This is a genomic window from Humibacter sp., from assembly GCF_035547335.1.
Classification (GTDB): Bacteria; Actinomycetota; Actinomycetes; order Actinomycetales; family Microbacteriaceae; genus Humibacter.
Genome location: NZ_DASZVF010000079.1, coordinates 1 through 18,524, shown reverse-complemented (window position 1 = coordinate 18,524; position 18,524 = coordinate 1). Strand labels below are relative to the sequence as shown.

Annotated in this window: 17 protein-coding genes and 1 rRNA gene; 17 read left to right on the top strand and 1 reads right to left on the bottom strand. The window is 70.1% G+C overall.

The genetic code is table 11. The annotated features are described in order from the left end of the window. The first annotated feature begins 24 nt into the window (after positions 1-24). From rrf to xerD, 10 genes are all read left to right on the top strand, one after another. Positions 25-141, top strand: a 5S ribosomal RNA gene (gene rrf, locus VHB92_RS15965). A gap of 1,334 nt (positions 142-1,475) precedes the next feature. Continuing rightward, complete coding sequence (locus VHB92_RS15960) at positions 1,476-2,459, top strand: hypothetical protein (RefSeq protein WP_325454757.1); 984 nt, start codon at positions 1,476-1,478, stop codon at positions 2,457-2,459. Continuing rightward, on the top strand, positions 2,449-3,480 hold the full coding sequence (locus tag VHB92_RS15955; RefSeq protein WP_325454756.1) for an HAD-IIA family hydrolase: 1,032 nt from the start codon (positions 2,449-2,451) through the stop codon (positions 3,478-3,480). Before VHB92_RS15960 ends, VHB92_RS15955 begins: the two co-directional genes overlap by 11 nt. A gap of 78 nt (positions 3,481-3,558) precedes the next feature. Continuing rightward, positions 3,559-3,798 carry a hypothetical protein gene (locus tag VHB92_RS15950; RefSeq protein WP_325454755.1) on the top strand — a complete coding sequence of 80 codons (240 nt, stop codon included), beginning with the start codon at positions 3,559-3,561 and terminating at the stop codon, positions 3,796-3,798. After that, positions 3,791-4,588, top strand: coding sequence for a TlyA family RNA methyltransferase (locus VHB92_RS15945; RefSeq protein WP_325454754.1), 798 nt, complete (start codon positions 3,791-3,793; stop codon positions 4,586-4,588). Before VHB92_RS15950 ends, VHB92_RS15945 begins: the two co-directional genes overlap by 8 nt. 5 nt (positions 4,589-4,593) lie before the next feature. Continuing rightward, positions 4,594-5,511 (top strand): NAD kinase, encoded by a 918-nt coding sequence (locus tag VHB92_RS15940; protein ID WP_325454753.1) that lies wholly within the window; start codon positions 4,594-4,596, stop codon positions 5,509-5,511. Next, positions 5,504-7,225, top strand: coding sequence for a DNA repair protein RecN (recN, locus tag VHB92_RS15935; RefSeq protein WP_325454752.1), 1,722 nt, complete (start codon positions 5,504-5,506; stop codon positions 7,223-7,225). Before VHB92_RS15940 ends, recN begins: the two co-directional genes overlap by 8 nt. Positions 7,226-7,289: 64 nt before the next feature. Next, positions 7,290-8,996, top strand: a complete 1,707-nt coding sequence (locus VHB92_RS15930) for a CTP synthase (RefSeq protein WP_325454759.1) — start codon at positions 7,290-7,292, stop codon at positions 8,994-8,996. Continuing rightward, positions 8,989-9,774, top strand: a complete 786-nt coding sequence (locus tag VHB92_RS15925) for an NUDIX hydrolase (protein ID WP_325454751.1) — start codon at positions 8,989-8,991, stop codon at positions 9,772-9,774. Before VHB92_RS15930 ends, VHB92_RS15925 begins: the two co-directional genes overlap by 8 nt. Continuing rightward, entirely contained in the window at positions 9,771-10,688 is a 918-nt protein-coding gene (gene xerD / locus VHB92_RS15920; protein WP_325454750.1) for a site-specific tyrosine recombinase XerD, read from the top strand. Before VHB92_RS15925 ends, xerD begins: the two co-directional genes overlap by 4 nt. A gap of 7 nt (positions 10,689-10,695) precedes the next feature. Here the strand turns inward: xerD and VHB92_RS15915 are convergent, their stop codons facing one another. Next, positions 10,696-11,694 carry a BPSS1187 family protein gene (locus tag VHB92_RS15915; protein WP_325454749.1) on the bottom strand — a complete coding sequence of 333 codons (999 nt, stop codon included), beginning with the start codon at positions 11,692-11,694 and terminating at the stop codon, positions 10,696-10,698. Positions 11,695-11,928: 234 nt separating this feature from the next. Between VHB92_RS15915 and VHB92_RS15910 the strand changes: the two genes are divergently transcribed. From VHB92_RS15910 to der, 7 genes are read left to right on the top strand one after another with little or no spacing between them, the layout of a single operon-like run. After that, positions 11,929-12,825 (top strand): ParA family protein, encoded by an 897-nt coding sequence (locus VHB92_RS15910; protein WP_414653126.1) that lies wholly within the window; start codon positions 11,929-11,931, stop codon positions 12,823-12,825. Continuing rightward, the gene (locus VHB92_RS15905; RefSeq protein ID WP_325454748.1) at positions 12,809-13,639 is read left to right on the top strand and encodes a ScpA family protein; all 831 of its coding nucleotides are present in this window, start codon (positions 12,809-12,811) and stop codon (positions 13,637-13,639) included. The genes VHB92_RS15910 and VHB92_RS15905 overlap by 17 nt, the downstream gene beginning before the upstream one ends. Next, positions 13,632-14,252: an SMC-Scp complex subunit ScpB gene (gene scpB, locus VHB92_RS15900; protein ID WP_325454747.1), complete on the top strand. Its 621-nt coding sequence runs from the start codon at positions 13,632-13,634 to the stop codon at positions 14,250-14,252. The genes VHB92_RS15905 and scpB overlap by 8 nt, the downstream gene beginning before the upstream one ends. After that, positions 14,242-15,060, top strand: coding sequence for a pseudouridine synthase (locus VHB92_RS15895; RefSeq protein WP_325454746.1), 819 nt, complete (start codon positions 14,242-14,244; stop codon positions 15,058-15,060). The genes scpB and VHB92_RS15895 overlap by 11 nt, the downstream gene beginning before the upstream one ends. Beyond that, on the top strand, positions 15,057-16,163 hold the full coding sequence (locus tag VHB92_RS15890; RefSeq protein ID WP_325454745.1) for a prephenate dehydrogenase: 1,107 nt from the start codon (positions 15,057-15,059) through the stop codon (positions 16,161-16,163). The genes VHB92_RS15895 and VHB92_RS15890 overlap by 4 nt, the downstream gene beginning before the upstream one ends. Then, entirely contained in the window at positions 16,160-16,945 is a 786-nt protein-coding gene (gene cmk, locus VHB92_RS15885) for a (d)CMP kinase (protein ID WP_325454744.1), read from the top strand. Before VHB92_RS15890 ends, cmk begins: the two co-directional genes overlap by 4 nt. Then, positions 16,938-18,518: a ribosome biogenesis GTPase Der gene (der, locus tag VHB92_RS15880; protein ID WP_325454743.1), complete on the top strand. Its 1,581-nt coding sequence runs from the start codon at positions 16,938-16,940 to the stop codon at positions 18,516-18,518. The genes cmk and der overlap by 8 nt, the downstream gene beginning before the upstream one ends. Positions 18,519-18,524 lie beyond the last annotated feature (6 nt).

Here is an 18,524-nt window from a genome sequence, read left to right as displayed (position 1 = left end):
TCACACTTGATATATCCATAGTGTTTCGGCGGCCATAGCGAGAGGGAAACGCCCGGTCACATTCCGAACCCGGAAGCTAAGACTCTCAGCGCCGATGGTACTGCAGGGGGGACCCTGTGGGAGAGTAGGACACCGCCGGACATACTTTAAGCAAGTGGCCGCCCAGCAATGGGCGGCCACTTCGCGTTTAACGCCTCTTCGCACGGGGCACAGACAACGACACGACCACCGCGGTACGGAAGGATTGCAGCATGGCACGAGAAGATCACGGTGCCGGCGGCACAGACGGCGACGACGCACGGGGCGGATCCCGCTCCGGTGGCGCCCGTGGCCCGAGGAACGGGAACGGTCGAGCCGGATCGTCTGATCCGTATCGCGGTGGCACACCACGGACCGGCCGGGGTGACGGCGACGATCGACGCACCGGACGGCCCCGCTCCGGTGGGGCCGGCTACGGTTCGGGACGCAGAGATTCGTTTGGCGACGGATCGGGAGACCGCCGTTCGCGCGAGGGCGGATACTCGGGCCAGCGGTCTGGCGGTGATCGCCCATCACGTGGTTCCTCGGGTGACCGTCGGTCACAGCCCTCGGCCGCCGGGGAGCGGCGCGGAGGGTCCGACGGGGACAGGTCGGACGACAACAGGTTCGGCGGTTCCGGCAATGGTCGCCGCGGCGGGTCCGGCTTCGACGCACGACTGCCTCGCGACGGTGGGAATGACCGGCGTGGCGGTTTCCGTGATCGCCGTCCGGTCACGGGAGACGGCGAGGGCCGGACTCCTTGGCGTGAGCGTGGAGACGGAGATCGGCAGTCCGGTGGCCGTGGTAGCAGCGGCCGTGGTGCCTGGCGCGGTGACGGCGAGCGTCGCTCGCGCGACGCCGAAGGCGGTCGCGCGCAGCGTGGCGAGTTCGGGGGTCCCCGACGTGATCAGGGTGCCCGCCCGGGCCGGGACGACGCGAGGGGCCATTCGCGCCGGGATGATGCGGGAGGACGCTCGTGGCGTGACGGGGCGAACGGCGAGCGAGGATCGCAGCGAGCGTCGTCCGGAGGACGTCGCGACGGCGGTGGATATCGTGGTCGAGACGACCGAGGCGGCACGGCTGCGCGGGGGGCAGGGTCGCGCGACGGCGGCGAGCGACGTGATGGCATCCGTTCGGAGTACCGCGGCGGTGCTCGTGACGCCGGAAGGGGACGCTCGGACGAAGGCCGCTCGTGGGGGCGGACGGCAGCCGGCGAACGCGGCAGCGCGTACTCCGGACGGAGGGCCGATTCGGCCGGGCGCCGAACGGATGGCGGCAGGGACGATCGCGGCAGAGGCGACCGCGGCGGGCACGCTGGTGGGTACGACCGCGGCCGGCCCGACCGGCGCGCGTCATCCGATGGGCGGCGGCCTCAGTGGGCGGGTCGTGAGGATGCCCGCGAGGAGCGGTACAGCGAGCAGCCGAGGAGCGTGCGGCCTCGGCACAACGATCCGGAGTTGCCGGAGTGGATCGAGCCGAAGCACCTCGAGCGTGCCGCGCGCATCGAGCTCAAGACCCTGACCAAGGAGAACGCGGACGAGGTCGCACGGCACCTCGCGATGGTGTCGAGGCTGATCGAAGAGGATCCGGAGCTGGCACACCGCCACGCGCTGGCCGCGTCGCGAAGGGCAGGAAGGATCGCCATCGTGCGAGAGACCCTGGCGATCACGGCGTACGAGACGGGCGACTTCGCGCTCGCGCTTCGCGAGCTGCGCACCTACCGCCGGATCTCGGGCAAGAACGACCAGCTGCCGCTCATGGTGGACAGCGAGCGCGGCGTCGGTCGCCCGGATCGCGCGCTGGAAGTCGGGCGATCCGTCGACCGGTCAGAGCTTCCGAACGACGTGCAGGCGGCTCTCGCGATCGCGATGTCGGGGGCCAGGCTCGACCTGGGGCAGACGGAGGCGGCGTTGGCCGAGCTGGAGATTCCGCAGCTCGATCGCGCACGGGCGTTCTCGTACAGCCCTGCCTTGTTCGATGCCTACGCGACGGTGCTCGAGGACCTCGGGCGCACATCGGATGCCGCGGAGTGGCGGACGCTCGCCGACCGCGCCCGCGAAGCGCTCGGGCAGGTCGACGAGGATGTCGTCGTGGTGGACGAAGAGGAGCTCGAGTTCGACGTGAGCGAAGAGGACGGCAGGGACAGCGCTTGTGCAGACGTCGACGCTGCCGCGCCGGACGACTCGCCGGCCGAGGACATTGTTGCCGACGCCGCTGTGGGGGACGCCGCTCTCGAGGATGCGGCTGTCGAGGACGTGGCCGGGGAGGGCCTGGCGGTCGACGACGTCACCGTCGAGGACGTGGTTGCGCTGGACTCGGAAGGAGTCGTGGGCGGGGGTGCTGAGGACCTCGCGGCGACAGCGGACGACCGGGAGGCGGGCGACCGCGAGCCGGGCGAGCGCGAAGACGGAGCATCCGAAGGCCGTGTCGATGGCGAGTGAGGCACGTCGCGGCCTGTTCGGCGGCCGGCGAGAGCGGTCGTTGCTGGACGGCGTGGACGTGATCCTCGCCGACCTCGACGGCGTGCTCTACTCGGGGCCCGAACCCATACCGCACGCGGTGGAGGCGATCAGGAACGCACAGGAGCAGGGCGTGAGGCTCGGCTGCCTGACGAACAACGCGTCGCGCACCGATCGCGCCGTCGCCGAGCAGCTCACGGGGCTCGGGTATTCGGTGCGCGCCGACGACATCATCACGTCGCCCCAGGCCGCCGTGATGATGCTGCGCGAACTGATCGAACCGGCATCCACGGTGCTCGTCGTGGGCGGCGAGGGTCTCGTGTCCGAACTCGACAAGGCGGGCTACCGCGTCACCCGATCTGCCGAGGACCGCCCGGCCGCCGTGGTGCAGGGTTTCGCACCCGATGTGGCCTGGACGCAGCTCGCCGAGGCCGCGTTCGCTCTCGCGGACGAGTCCGTGCACTGGGTGGCCACGAATACGGACTGGACGCTTCCGCAGCCGCGCGGCGTCGCGCCCGGAAACGGGACTCTCGTCTCGGCCGTGCACACCGCGGTCGGCCGGCTTCCCGTGGTCGCGGGCAAGCCCGAGGCGGCGATGTACGACCTCGCGGTTCAACGGTTCGGTGCCACGTCGCCGCTCGCGGTCGGAGACCGGCTGGACACCGACATCCTGGGTGCCAACCGCGCCGGCGTGCCCTCCGTGCTGGTGCTCACCGGCATCGACAAGGCCAAGCAGGTGCTGGCGGCCAAGAAGGAGGAGCGCCCGACGTACGTGCTCTCCGACCTGCGGGAGCTCGACGAGCCGTATCCGACTGTGAAGGTGTCGCGGTCGGGCGACAGCGTCGAGGTGCGCGGGGCATCCGTGCGGCTGGAGGGCGATGCTGTGCGCATCGTGCGTCGCGGCGACCGGGAGATCGACCTGCTGCGTGCCGCGAGCACCCTGATCTGGACCAGCGGGCGTCCGATCTTCACGCTCGACGTTCCGGAGGAGCTGTACAGCTAGGACGACCCGGGGCCCTCGGCACGCGACCGACGCGAGCCGGACGGCCGGTTCGCTGGTGGATAGCGGTACCGTTGACGGATGCTGGACGAGACGGAAGCCGCACCCGGCGTCGCTGCCGGCGGGCCTGTTACCGGCGCGGCCGTTGCCGATGCGACGGCTTCCGATGCGGCCGGTGCCGGCGCAGACGACGCGCTGCTGTCGCGCCTGCGCCTCATCGAGGAACGTCCGCTTGACGAGCGCGCCGACGCCTACACACGGATCCACGCGGAGCTCGCCGAGGTGCTCGAGGGCCGGGACGACCAACGGCAGGATGACTGACCAGCGACTGGATGCCGCGGTGACCGCCCGCGGACTCGCGCGTTCGCGCACCCACGCCGCCCGGCTCATCGCCGACGGCCGCGTGCGGGTGGACGGGCGGCCTGTGGTGAAGGCATCCTCGCGGGTGAGCGAGGACAGCGTGATCACCGTCGAAGAGCTCGATCACTACGTGAGTCGAGCGGCTCACAAACTGATCGCTGCCCTCGATGGGTTCGCGGTGGATCCGAACGGCATGATGGCGCTCGATGTGGGCGCGTCCACCGGCGGGTTCACACAGGTGTTGCTCGAGCGCGGTGCGGACCACGTGGTCGCGCTCGACGTGGGGCACGGCCAGTTGGCGCCATCCATTGCCACCGACGAGCGGGTCACGGTGGCCGAAGGCCTCAACGTGAGATACCTGGACGACGCGACGCTCGCGCGACTCACCGGCGGCCGCGCCGTCGGTCTCGTGGTCGGAGACCTGTCGTTCATCTCGCTCACGCTCGTGCTGCCACCTCTGGTCGCGGCTGCCGGCCGCGAGGCCGAGTATGCGCTGCTCGTCAAACCGCAGTTCGAGGTGGGGCGAACGGGCATCCGCGAGGGCATCGTCAGGGATCCGGCGCTGCACGAGGATGCCGTGACGTCGGTCATGTGGGCCGCGTGGGATCTCGGGCTGGGGACGGCGGGCATCCTTCCGTCCCCCATCGCGGGAAGCCACGGCAATCACGAGTACCTGCTGTGGCTCAGCACACGCGAGGGCCGGCATCCGACAGAATGGTTGAACGATATCGGCGCGATGGTGGGAGGGTGAGACGCGTGGACGCACCCGGGCGGTACTTCCTCGTGGTGTCGCACACCGGTCGAGGCGAGTCGATGCAGGCGGGCATCCAGGCGTGCAGACAGCTCATCGCCGCCGGCGTGGTGCCGGTGCTCGGAGCGGACGAGCAGGCAGAGCTGGTGAACGCGGCGCCCGACCTGGCGTCGCTGGCGGTGCTCGGCGACGACGTCATGCCCGACCAGCTCGAACTGGTCATCGTTCTCGGCGGCGACGGCACGATCCTCCGTTCGGCCGAGACCGTTCGGGGATACGACGTGCCGCTGCTCGGCGTGAACCTCGGACACGTGGGATTCCTCGCCGAGAGCGAGCGAGACGACCTCGAGGAGGCCCTGCGGCGGGCGCTCGCTCGGGACTACACCGTGGAGGAGCGCATGACGCTCTTCGTGCGCGTCACGTCGGGAACCGACGTCGTCTACGAGAGCTGGGCTCTCAACGAGGCCAGCATCGAGAAGGCCAGCCGCGAACGCATGATCGAGGTCGTCGTCGAGGTCGACGGCAGGCCGTTGTCGAGCTTCGGATGCGATGGCATCGTCATGTCGACCCCGACCGGTTCGACCGCGTACTCGTTCTCGGCAGGCGGTCCCGTTGTCTGGCCGACGCTGGACGCCCTGCTCCTCGTGCCGCTGAGCGCGCATGCCCTGTTCTCGCGTCCGCTCGTCGTCGCGGCCGACTCCGTGCTGGCCGTCGAGCTGCTGCGCCGCACCGACACGCCGGCCGTGCTGTGGTGCGACGGCAGGCGGGCATTCGACCTGCCGCAGGGGGCGCGCGTCATGGTGTCCCGGTCCGACACCCCGGTGAAGCTCGCCCGGCTGCACACGGCGCCGTTCACGGACCGGCTGGTGCACAAGTTCAATCTGCCCGTGACGGGATGGCGAGGACCGAACGCCCGTGATTGAGGAGATCTCGATCCGTGACCTCGGGGTGATCGAGCGCGCCACGTTGCCGCTCGGTCCCGGATTCACCGCGCTCACCGGCGAGACCGGCGCCGGAAAGACGATGGTCGTGACGGCGCTCGGGCTGCTGCTCGGCCAGCGTGCCGACAGCGCGGTCGTGCGTTCCGGCAGCGCGCAGCTGTGGGTGGAGGGGCGCTGGCGGGTTCCGGCCGACGGCCAGGTCGCCGAGCGGGTGCGGGATGCCGGGGGAGACCTCGACGACGCGGACGAGGCATCCGCCGGGGAGCTGGTGCTGAGCCGTTCGGTCGCCGCGGAGGGCAGGAGCCGCGCGGTGGTCGGCGGCCGCGGCGCGCCCGTCAGCGTGCTGGCGGAACTGGCGGAGCAGCTCGTGGTGGTGCACGGTCAGTCGGACCAGATCCGGCTGCGGTCGGCGTCGGCGCAACGGGAGGCCGTCGACCGTTTCGGCGGTGCACAGCTGGCCGATGCGCTCGAGGCGTACCGGCAGGCGTACCGGCGGTGGAGCGCGAACCGGGCGGAACTGGCCCAGCTGATCGACGAACGGGATCGCCGTGCCCGTGAGGCGGATGATCTGCGTGCCGCCCTCAGCGAGATCGAGGCGGTGGCGCCCGAGCCGGGCGAGGACGAGGCGCTCGCCGAACAGGCGGACCGGCTGACCAACGTGGAATCGCTCCGGGTCGCGGCGGCGCTCGCGCGTGAGGCGCTGTCCGCCGAAGCATCCGAGGGGCCGGACGTACGCGGGCTGCTGGAGACCACGCGCCGCGAGCTGGAACGGGCGGGTGCCCACGACCCGGCGCTGCAGTCCCTGGCCGAGTCGATCGCCGGCCTCGGGTTCCAGGTGGAGGATGCCGCGGCCCAGCTCTCCACCTACCTGGCCGCGCTCGACAGCGACGGAGCGCACGACCTGGAGGTGATCCAGGAACGCAGGGCGGAGCTGGCCGTTCTGGTGCGCAAGTACGGACCGACGCTCGACGAGGTGATCGAGCGGGCGGCGACGGGCGGAGACCGGCTGGCCGAGCTGGAAGGCGACGAGGAGCGCATCGAACAGCTGACGACGCTCGTCTCCGACGACGAGGCGGAGGTCGAGCGGCTCGCGGCATCCCTCTCGGCGCTGCGTTCTTCGGCGGCGGCAGCGCTGGCCGAGCAGGTGACCGACGAGCTGGCGGCGCTGGCGATGGCGGATGCCGCGGTCGTCGTCGACGTGCAGCAGCGCGAGGACTACACCCTGAACGGTCGCGACACCGTGTCCATCCTGCTGCGTCCCCATCCCGGCGCCGAGCCCCGGCCGCTCGGCAAGGGCGCCTCCGGCGGCGAGCTGTCGCGCGTGATGCTGGCCATCGAAGTGGTGCTGGCCGGGAGCGACCCGGTTCCCACGTTCGTCTTCGACGAGATCGACGCGGGAGTGGGCGGCGCATCGGCCATCGAGATCGGCAAGCGGCTGGCGCGTCTCGCCGAGACGGCGCAGGTGATCGTGGTCACCCATCTCGCGCAGGTCGCCGCGTTCGCCACCAACCATCTGACCGTCGTGAAGGCGGGCGACGGGTCCGTCACGGCATCCAGTGTTCGCCGGCTCGAGGGCGAGGACCGCATCTCGGAGATGGCGCGGCTGCTGTCTGGGCTCACCGACTCGGAGAGCGGGCTCGCGCACGCCAGGGAGCTCATCGAGCTGGCGAGAGACAGCGCGGGCATACCGTCGTGATGCGGCGCGCGTCGTTCGCCTGCCGCAGGTTCCGCGTTCCGCGCTGATAGGATGAAAGCCCGTGGTGGAAAAAACTGACGCGGGCCCGTCGAACGACACAAGCAAGCCAAACGGCACTACCAAGCACATTTTCGTGACAGGTGGTGTCGTTTCTTCTTTGGGCAAAGGCCTGACGGCGGCCAGCCTGGGCAACCTTCTCACGTCCCGCGGTCTGCGGGTGGTGATGCAGAAGCTCGACCCGTATCTCAACGTGGACCCCGGCACGATGAACCCGTTCCAGCACGGTGAGGTGTTCGTCACCGACGACGGCGCGGAGACCGACCTCGACATCGGGCACTACGAGCGCTTCCTCGACATCAACCTCAGCCAGGCCGCCAACGTCACCACCGGCCAGATCTACTCGCAGGTGATCGCCATGGAACGCCGCGGCGAATACCTCGGGGACACTGTGCAGGTCATTCCGCACATCACCGACGAGATCAAGCGCCGGATGCGGCTGCAGGCATCCGACGTGCCGCAACCCGACGTGATCATCACCGAGATCGGCGGCACCGTCGGCGACATCGAGTCGCAGCCGTTCATCGAATCGGCACGTCAGGTGCGGCACGAGCTCGGTCGCCAGAACTGCTTCTTCGTGCACGTGTCGCTCGTGCCCTACATGAACGCCTCAGGCGAGCAGAAGACGAAGCCCACCCAGCACTCCGTCGCCGCGCTGCGCTCCATCGGCATCCAGCCCGACGCGCTCGTGCTGCGCAGCGATCGCCCGGTGTCCGACAGCAACAAGAAGAAGATCGCTCTGATGTGCGACGTGGACGAGCGCGCGGTCGTGAACGCCGTCGACGTTCCCAGCATCTACGACATCCCGAACATGCTGCACGACCAGGGACTCGACGACTACATCGTCGACCAACTCGGGCTCGACGCAGCGGAACCGGACCGAGAGAGCTGGGACACGCTGCTCAAGGTCGTGCACGAGCCCAAGCACGAGGTCACGATCGGCCTGGTGGGCAAGTACGTCGACCTTCCCGACGCCTACCTCTCCGTCACCGAGGCGCTCAGGGCCGGAGGGTTCGCGAACCGCGCCAAGGTGAACCTGCGATGGATCGCGAGCGACGGATGCCAAGAGCCCGAGGGCGCTGCACGCGAGCTCGCCGACGTCGACGGCATCTGCGTACCCGGCGGGTTCGGCATCCGCGGCATCGAGGGCAAGCTGGGCGCGCTGCGGTTCGCGAGGGAGAACGGGATCCCCGCGCTCGGGCTGTGCCTGGGGCTGCAGTGCATGGTCATCGAGTACGCGAGGCACGAGGCGGGGCTCGACGGCGCATCCTCGAGCGAGTTCGACCCCGACACCGAGTATCCGGTGATCGCCACCATGGCCGAGCAGGTCGAGATCATCGCGGGCGGCGACCTCGGCGGAACCATGCGTCTGGGTCTCTACCCGGCTAAGCTCGAGGCCGGGTCGATCGTCGCCGAGCTCTATGAGGCTGACGAGGCGTCCGAGCGGCACAGGCACCGCTACGAGGTGAACAACAACTACCGGGACCGGATCGCCGAGGCGGGTCTCGTGTTCTCCGGCACGTCGCCGGACGGCCACCTGGTGGAGTATGTGGAGTTGCCGCGCGACGTGCACCCGTTCTACGTGGGCACGCAGGCGCATCCCGAGCTGCGGTCGCGTCCGAACAGCGCGCATCCGCTGTTCCGCGGCCTCATCGCCGCCGCGCTGGACCGCCAGGAGTCGACACGCCTGTTCGAGGTGAAAGAGGATGCCTGACCACACGGAAGCGCACACCGGCGCGGGGCACGACGCGGTCCGAGACGCCGTGCTCGCGGACGAGCCGTACACGGGACTCGTGACCGACTCCGAGGTGGTGTATCGCGGTCGGGTGTGGGACGTGCGTCGCGACACCGTCGACCTCGGCGGTTCCACCGTGGTGCGGGAGTACATCGACCACACGGGCGCCGTCGCCGTGCTCGCGCTCGACGATGACGACAGGGCGCTGCTGATCAGGCAGTACCGGCATCCGATCCGCTCCAAGGACTGGGAGCTGCCCGCCGGCCTGCTCGACATGACGGGAGAGCCGCCGCTCGACGCCGCCAAACGCGAGCTCGCCGAAGAGGCCGACGTCGTCGCCGACCGCTGGAACGTGCTCGTCGAGTTCGCCAGCACCCCCGGCGGCAACAACGAGGTGATCCGGGTCTACCTGGCCAGAGGCGTCCACGCGGCGAGCGAGGCGTTCGCACGCGAGGAGGAGGAGGCCGACATCGAGGTGCGCTGGGTGCCGATCGACGAGGTCGTGCAGGGCGTGCTCGAGCGCCGGCTGCGGAACGCCCCGCTGTCCATCGCGGTGCTGGCCGCTGTCGCATCCCGCGCCGACGGATACGCGTCACTGGGCGATGCAGACCAGCCGCTGAAGAGGGGATCGTGGCTCACGCGTCCGCTCGACGGGCATGGCTCAGCTTCCGGCGATTCCGGCTCCGGCTCCGGCTCCGGCGCGGACTCTGAGGGTTCGGGATCGGTGCAACCGCAGGCGGAGGACTCGGCGCGATGACGCCGGATGCCGCGGTCGAGGCGTATCTGCGGCACGTCGGCATCGAGCGAGGGCTCTCCCGCAACACCGTTGCCGCCTACCGTCGCGATCTCGCCGTCTACTCCGCGTGGCTCGGCCAGCGCGGCCTCGCCGAGATGGGCGCGATCGGGCCGCGGGATGTGGACGAGTACGAGCGCCATCTCGTCACGCGCGGCGCGACGGATGCCTCGCAGCGCCTGGGTGCGGCATCCGTCGCCCGCATGCTCTCGACGGTGCGCGGTCTGCACCGGTTCCTCCTCGACGAGGGCGAGGTGGACGAGAACGCCGCGCGCGACGTGCGCCCGCCCAAGCTGCCGTCCCGGCTGCCGAAGGCGCTGAGCGTGGCCCAGGTGGAGTCGCTCCTGGCGGCGACGGATGGTGACGAGCCGTCGCGCATCAGAGACAAGGCACTGCTGGAGCTGCTCTATGCCACGGGGGCGCGGGTGTCCGAGGCTGTCAACCTGAACGTGGACGACGTCATCGACCGCGACGTGGTGAGGCTGACCGGTAAGGGCAGCAAGCAGCGCATCGTGCCGCTCGGCCGGTTCGCCCGCGACGCCGTCGACGACTATCTGGTGCGCGTCCGGCCGACGTTGTCGGCCCGGGGAAAGGCGACGCCCGCGCTGTTCCTCGGCGTCAGGGGCGCCCGTCTGAGCAGGCAGAGCGCGTGGCTCGTCATCAGGGCGGCGGCGGAGCGTGCCGAGCTCACGGCATCCGTCTCGCCGCACACGCTGCGGCACTCGTTCGCGACGCATCTCCTGGAGGGCGGCGCGGACGTGCGTGTGGTGCAGGAGCTGCTCGGGCACTCGTCGGTGGCGACCACGCAGATTTACACGCTGGTGACCGCGGACACGCTGCGCGACATGTACACGACGGCGCACCCACGGGCCAGGTGACGCGTCGTCAGGGCTCGCGCACCTGGCGCAGCATCCATCGCCAGGTGGGAGCGAACACCATCGTTCCGCTGGTCGTGCGCGGTCCGAAGTCGTTGACCGAGTGACCGTGCGACTCCAGCGGGTTGCCCACGTCGAGCGAGCTCAGCAGCACGTGCGAACCCGTAGGGACGCGCGTGGCGTGCCGCGCATCCGGTATGCCCATGCCCAAACGCTTCCAGGAGCCGACGATGCGCTCGAAGTACAGGTCGTGCACATCGTCGAACCCGTACATGCGCGACGGAGGTGTCGCGCCGGGCGAGCGCATCCACGACGCCGACACGTCGCCGTACGTCTCGACGGGAGACGAGTACATCAGCACGCCGCGCACCCGGTGGCGGTGCGCGATGAAGGCCGACTCGCCGCCGCCCTGCGAATGCCCGGCGAACACGACGTCGTCCCAGCGCGGGTGGTCGTCGACGAGGTATCTGCCCCACGCGCCGGCCGGGTCCTGTCGCTCGAGGTAGGCGATCGCGGCCGAGAAGCGCCGCAGGATCGAATTGCTCACCCCGACCCTGCTGAATCGCGAGGGGTCGGATCCGTTGAGGCGGTTCTCCTGAAGCTGCGTGTAGCAGTCGGAGTCCGCACGGCAGGTGCGCGTGACCGATCTGCCGACGTTCCAGTAGTCGAGTCCGAGCACGCTGTATCCCACAGAGACGGCCGTCTCCAGGTACTCCCGGTAGTCGTTCGGCACCTCGCCGGTAGCCGGCAGGAAGACGAGCAGCGGCGCGTCGCCCGCTGCGTGCTGGGCCACGTCTTGCGCGTTGGGATCGGTCACCTCGTGCTCCAGATAGGGCAGCTTGAAGCTCAGCACCTTGCCCGTGCTGGAAGGAGGCGTGGAAGCACCGGCGGGTGCAGCGGCGGACGCCCGGGCGGCATGAAGCAGCGGCGCCACCCCGGAGAGGAGCCCGGCGGCCAGCAGCACGATCGCGCCCACCGCCGACGTCCACGCGCGATCCCGCCCTCTCATGCCCGTCACCGTAGCAATGCCGTCGGTCTCGTCGCTTCAGACGTGCCGCATGTGAATGCGAGCGCACTCAGGCAACGCACCCCGGAGACCGCTCCGGTGCAGGTGGCCGCCGTCGACAGGGGTGGCAGCCGGGCGCGGCCGAGTCGAGCGGAACGGCGGCGTTCCTGATCCGTGGCCGCATGGATGCTCGATAGACTCGAACCCGAATCCAGGCCTGAATCGAGCGGAGGAGTCGTGGCGCGTATTCCAGCCGACGAGCAGGAACTGCCGGGCTTCGGCGGCACCGCCGTCGAAGAGCTGGGACCGACGGGGCGACCGCTTCGGCAGTTCCCGGCTCCGCCGACGCTCGCGTCGCACGGACCGGCCCGCGTGATCGCGCTCTGCAATCAGAAGGGCGGGGTCGGCAAGACCACGTCGAGCATCAACCTCGGCGCGGCGCTCGCCGAGTACGGACGCAAGGTGCTCGCCATCGACTTCGACCCTCAGGGTGCCCTCTCGGCGGGGCTCGGTGTGCCGACGCACGAGACCATCACCATCTACGACCTGCTGCTGTCGAGCGCTCACGAGCCCGCAGAGGCGATCCAGCAGACGGCGACGCCGGGCCTCGACGTCATCCCGGCCAACATCGACCTCTCGGCCGCCGAGGTGCATCTCGTCAACGAGGTGGCGCGCGAACAGGCGCTCGCCAGGGTGCTGCGCAAGGTGGCATCCGACTACGACGTCGTGCTCATCGACTGCCAGCCCTCGCTCGGCATCCTCACGGTCAACGCGCTCACCGCGAGCCACGGCGTGCTCATCCCGTTGGAGTGCGAATACTTCGCCTTGCGCGGGGTCGCGCTGCTCATCGAGACCATCGACAAGGTGCGGGAGCGGCTCAACCCGGCGTTGGAGCTGGACGGCATCCTGGCCACGATGTACGACGCGCGCACGTTGCACTCGCGTGAGGTGCTCGATCGCGTGGTGGACGCGTTCGGCGACAAGGTGCTCGAGACCGTCATCACCCGCACGGTGAAGTTCCCGGATGCGACGGTGGCCGCCACCCCGATCACGCAGTTCGCGCCCGAGCACCAGGCGGCCGACGCGTACCGTCAGCTGGCGCGGGAACTGGTTTTCCGTGGCGCCGTCGCCTGAGGGTCAGGCGCAGGAGGAAGCGCAGGACGACCTCTCGCCCTCGTTCCGTGTGGCGCTGGAGGTGTTCGAGGGGCCGTTCGACCTGCTCCTCAGCCTGATCGGGCGGCACGAGCTCGACATCACCGAGGTCTCGCTCAGCCGGGTCACCGACGACTTCATCGCCTACCTGAAGGGCATCGACACGGCCGACGAGCTCGACCAGGCGAGCGAGTTCCTCGTGGTCGCCGCGACGCTGCTCGACCTCAAGGTGGCTGGGCTGCTGCCACAGGGTGAGCTCGTCGACGCCGAGGATGTCGCGCTGCTGGAGGCGAGAGACCTGCTGTTCGCGCGACTGCTGCAGTACCGCGCCTTCAAGCAGGCCTCGGAGTGGTTCGCGCAGCGGCTGGAGGCGGAGTGGGGACGGCATCCGCGCTCCGTCCGCCTCGAGGAGAAGTACCGGTCGCGGGAGCCGGAGCTGCAGTGGACCGTGAGCCTCGAGGACTTCGCCGCCATAGCGGAGCTCGCCTTCGCGCCGAGGGCCATCCCCGTGGTCGAGCTGGACCATCTGCACGCCCCGCTCGTGAGCGTGCGCGAGCAGGCGGCCCTCGTGGTCGCGCAGCTTCAGCGCGGCACGCCGTACACGTTCCGCGAGCTGATCGCCGGTGCCGACCGCAAGGGCGTGATCGTCGCCCGATTCGTCGCGGTGCTGGAGCTGTACCGTTTCGCGGCAGTGGCGTTCGAGCAGCTCGAGCCGCTCGGTGAGCTCACCATCAGATGGGTGGCGGATGCCTGGTCCGACGAGAACCTGGCGAACCTGGGAGCCGACTATGGATGATCGAGAGCAGGCCTTCGACCTCGAGGCGCCGCCGCAACCGGAGCACGAGGAGAAGCCGACGTACGACGTGCCTCGCGCGATCGAGGCCGTGCTCATGGTCGCGGACGAACCGCTGTCGCTCGTGACGCTCGCCACGGCCGTGGGCGCTCCCGTCGCGGCCGTGCGCCAGGCGATCGACGGTCTCGTCGCCGACTTCGACGGGCAGACCGGTGGGCCTGTCCGCGGCTTCGAGCTTCGCGAGGTGGGCGGAGGCTGGCGGCTCTACGTGCGCAGCCAGTACGACAAGCTCGTGTCCGACTTCGTGAACGAGCAGTCCCCGGCCAAGCTCTCGCAGGCCGCGCTCGAGACCCTCGCCGTCATCGCCTACCGCCAGCCGATTACGCGCGGCGCCATCGCCTCCATCCGCGCCGTGAACGTGGACTCCGTCGTGCGCACGCTGCTCTCGCGAGGGCTCATCACCGAGCTGTTCACGGATGCCGAGACCGGCGCGATCAACTACGGCACGACGGACCTGCTGCTTCAGCAGCTCGGGATCAACGCGATCGAGGAGCTGCCGCTCATCTCGCCGCTGCTCGCCGACGGCACGGAAGGGTTCGACGGCGATGTGCGCTGATCGGCGACCGGGCGCGGGCGACGACGGAAACCGGTCTCGTCAGGCCGGGTCGACGGGAGACTCTGGCGAGGCCGGCGAGCGGCTGCAGAAGGTGATGGCGGCGGCAGGCGTCGCGTCGCGGAGGGTGAGCGAGCAGCTCATCGTCGAGGGCCGCGTGCGCGTCAACGGCCGCGTGGTGCGAGAGCTCGGGTCGCGCATCGACCCGGCGGTCGATCTGCTGGAGGTGGACGGCGCCGCCGTGCAGCTCGACACTTCCAAGCGTTACATCATGCTCAACAAGCCGACCGGTGTCGTGAGTTCCATGCGCGACGACCGCGGCCGGCCCGACCTGACTCAGTTCGCAGAGCGCTACGACGAGCGGCTGTTCAACGTCGGCCGGCTAGATGCCGAGACGAGCGGCCTTCTGCTGCTCACGAACGACGGCGAGACGGCGAACGTGCTCGCGCATCCGTCGTTCGGCGTGACGAAGACATACATCGCGACGGTGCGCGGAACCGTCGCTCCGGCGACGCTGTCGAAGCTCACGCGCGGCATCGAACTGGAGGACGGGCCGATCGCGGCGGACAAGGCCAGGCTCGTGCAGGCATCCGGCGGGCAGAGCATCGTGGAGGTCACGCTGCACTCCGGACGCAACCGCATCGTGCGACGCATGCTCGACGCGGTGGGGCATCCCGTGACGGCTCTCGTGCGCAGGCAGTTCGGCCCGCTGCACCTCGGCAGCCTGAAATCGGGCGCGACCAGGGACCTGACTAAAATCGAACTCGGCCAGGTGCTCACTCTCGCCAGGTCGAAATCGGAGCGAACGTGAATCAGAACCCTGCCGCGCGCCTCGACGGCAGCGTGCGCGTCGTGGGTGCCGGACTGCTCGGGGCATCGATCGGCCTTGGCCTCAAGGCACGGGGCGTCGACGTGATCCTTTCGGATGCCTCGCGCGCCGGCCTCAACCTCGCCGTCGACTACGGGGCAGGACGGTTGCCGCACGAGGGTGACGACCCCGCGCTCATCGTCGTGGCCGTGCCGCCGGATGCCACGGCCTCGGTCGTCGCCGCCGAACTGGCCGCGTACCCCACGGCCACGGTCACGGATGTCGCGAGCGTGAAGGTCGCGCCGCTGGCCGAACTCGAGGCGCTCGGCGACACTCTGGGCACCGGCGACCTCGCCAGGTACGTCGGCTCGCACCCGCTCGCCGGACGCGAGCGAGGCGGAGCGATCGCCGCGCGCGCCGACCTGTTCATCGGGCGGCCCTGGGTGGTGTGCCCGCGGCCGGAGGTGCCGCGCGAACGCGTCGGCCTCGTCGAGCACCTCATCCTCGACCTCGACGCGACGCCGGTGACGCTCGCCGCCGAGGAGCACGACGCGGCCGTCGCCCTCGTCTCGCACGCACCGCAGATGGTGTCGACGCTCATGGCCAAACGGCTGGACGGCGCGCCGGCCTCCGCGCTCGCGCTCGCCGGTCAGGGGCTGCGCGACGTGACACGCATCGCCTCCAGCAACCCGGAGCTCTGGGTGCAGATCCTGTCCGCGAACGCGCCGGCCGTGGTCGAGATCCTGCGCGCGTTCCGCGACGATCTCGACGACGTGCTGCGCGCGCTCGGCGACGTGGAGGCATCCGGAGCCCGGCGCGCCCTCGCGCAGGACCTTGCCGCAGGCAATGCGGGAGTGGCGGGTCTGCCGGGCAAGCACGGCCAGGATCGCCGGTACGCCAGCGTCGTCGTCATGGTCGACGACCGCCCGGGTGAGCTGGGCCGTCTGTTCGGCGAGCTCGGGGAGATCGGCGTGAACATCGAGGACCTCCGGCTGGAGCACTCGCCGGGGGCGCAGATCGGCCTCGCCGAGATCGCCGTGCTGCCCGAGGTGAAGACGCGGACGATCGATGACCTGTCGGCCAGAGGATGGAGGATCGCCGGATGAGCCAGCACGACGGTGACGACGCGCCCCTCGTGGTCGCGGTGGACGGACCGGCGGGAAGCGGCAAGTCGAGCGTGAGCAAAGCCGCTGCCGCCAGGCTCGGGTTCGCGTTCCTGGACACCGGGGCGGCGTACCGCGCCCTGACGTGGTTCGCGACCCGGCGTGGCGTGGATGTCACCGACTCGCGTGCGGTGATCGAGACGATCGACGACTTCGACTATCACGTCGAGCCTGCGTCGAGGCAGGAAGCTGCGGTCGACGTCTCGGCTCGTGACGGCTCCGCCCGCGAGTCGACGGTGGACGCTCCGCGGGTCTTCGTCGGCGACACCGACGTGACCGATGCCATCCGTGACCCCGAAGTGTCGGCGCGCGTGAGCGCCGTGGCACGCGTGCCCGAGGTGCGCCTGCGGCTGAACGAGCTATTCCGCGCTCTTCTCGCCGGAACCGACCGCGAGGGCATCGTCGCCGAGGGCCGCGACATCACGACGGTCGTGGCTCCGGACGCGCCGGTGCGCATCCTGCTCACCGCCTCGCCCGAGGTGCGCGCCGCGCGCCGCGCTGGAGAGCTCGACGGCCAGTCGGCCTCGGACGTGGCGCGCCAGCTGCACGCGCGCGACAGGGCGGACCTGCAGGTGGTCGACTTCATGACCGCCGCCGAGGGCGTGACCACGGTGGACTCCACCGACCTGAACTTCGACCAGACCGTCGACGCCGTGATCGACGTGATCGAGGCCGCCCGCGCAGCGATGGCGGCCGCACCGTCCCGAGGAGGAACGGATGACTGACCCCAGGTCTTCAGAACGCAGATCGTCCGGCTCTTCGGGCCGCGCGGCGTCCGACCGCACCGCATCCGATGGCACCGACGACGAGTTCGAGTCGGAGCCGGACGATCTCGCCGAACGTCTCGCGGGCGTCGACGACGACCTGGCGCACCAGCGTGCGACAGCGCTGCGCGCCGGACTGGCCGACTACGAGCTCGACGATGCCGATCTCGATGTGCTGGATGCCGTCACCGAGAACCCCGACGAGATCCAGTACCTGCCTGCGCTGCCCGTCGTGGCAATCGTGGGCAGGCCGAACGTGGGCAAGTCCGCGCTGGTCAATCGCATCCTCGGCCGCAGGGAGGCCGTCGTCGAAGACGTGCCCGGCGTGACGCGCGACCGCGTCTCGTACCAGGCCGAGTGGAACGACCGCCGGTTCAGCGTCGTCGACACCGGAGGGTGGGAGCCGGACGCGCGCGGCATCGACGCCTCGGTGGCGGCTCAGGCGGAGGTCGCGATCGACCTCGCCGACATCGTGATGTTCGTGGTCGACGCCAACGTCGGAGCGACGTCGACGGACGAGCACGTCGTGCGCCTCCTGCGCAAGACGAAGAAGCCGGTCTTCCTCGTGGCGAACAAGGTGGACGATGCCAGGCAGGAGCCGCAGGCGACCGAGCTGTGGTCGCTCGGGCTGGGGGAGCCGCATCCGGTCAGCGCCCTGCACGGTCGCGGTGTGGCCGACCTGCTCGACGAGATCCTCAAGGTGCTGCCGACCGAGTCGGCGTACGCGCAGCGCGAGATCGGCGGGCCGCGTCGGGTCGCCATCGTCGGGCGTCCGAACGTCGGCAAGTCGAGCCTCTTGAACCGGGCTGCGGGGGAGGAGCGCGTCGTCGTCAACGAGCTCGCCGGCACGACACGCGACCCTGTCGACGAGCAGATCGAGCTCGGCGGCCGGGTGTGGCGATTCGTCGACACGGCGGGCATCCGTCGCCGGGTGCACCTGCAGCAGGGCGCCGACTTCTACGCGTCGCTGCGCACGAGCACGGCGCTGGAGAAGGCCGAGGTCGCGGTCGTCGTGCTGGATGTCTCGGAGCCGATCAGCGAGCAGGATGTGCGCATCATCGACCTCGTGCTCGAAAGCGGCAGGGCGCTCGTGCTGGCCTACAACAAGTGGGACCTGCTCGACGACGAGCGTCGCCGCTACCTCGAGCGGGAGATCGAGCAGGATCTCGCGCACGTGTCGTGGGCGCCTCGCGTGAACATCTCCGCCCGCACGGGCCGTCACCTGGAGAAGCTCGTCCCGGCGCTCGAGACGGCGCTCGAGTCGTGGGACACGCGTATCCCGACCGGCAAGTTCAACGCGTTCCTGGCCGAGCTCACCGCGGCGCATCCGCACCCGGTGCGCGGGGGCAAGCAGCCGCGCATCCTCTTCGGCACGCAGGCGTCGAGCAGGCCGCCGACATTCGTGCTGTTCACGACCGGATTCCTCGACCCCGGCTACCGCAGGTACATCCAGCGCAGGCTGCGCGAGCTGTACGGCTTCGAGGGCACCCCCATCGTGCTGAACATGCGCGTACGGGAGAAGCGGCGGCGTTAAGCCGCC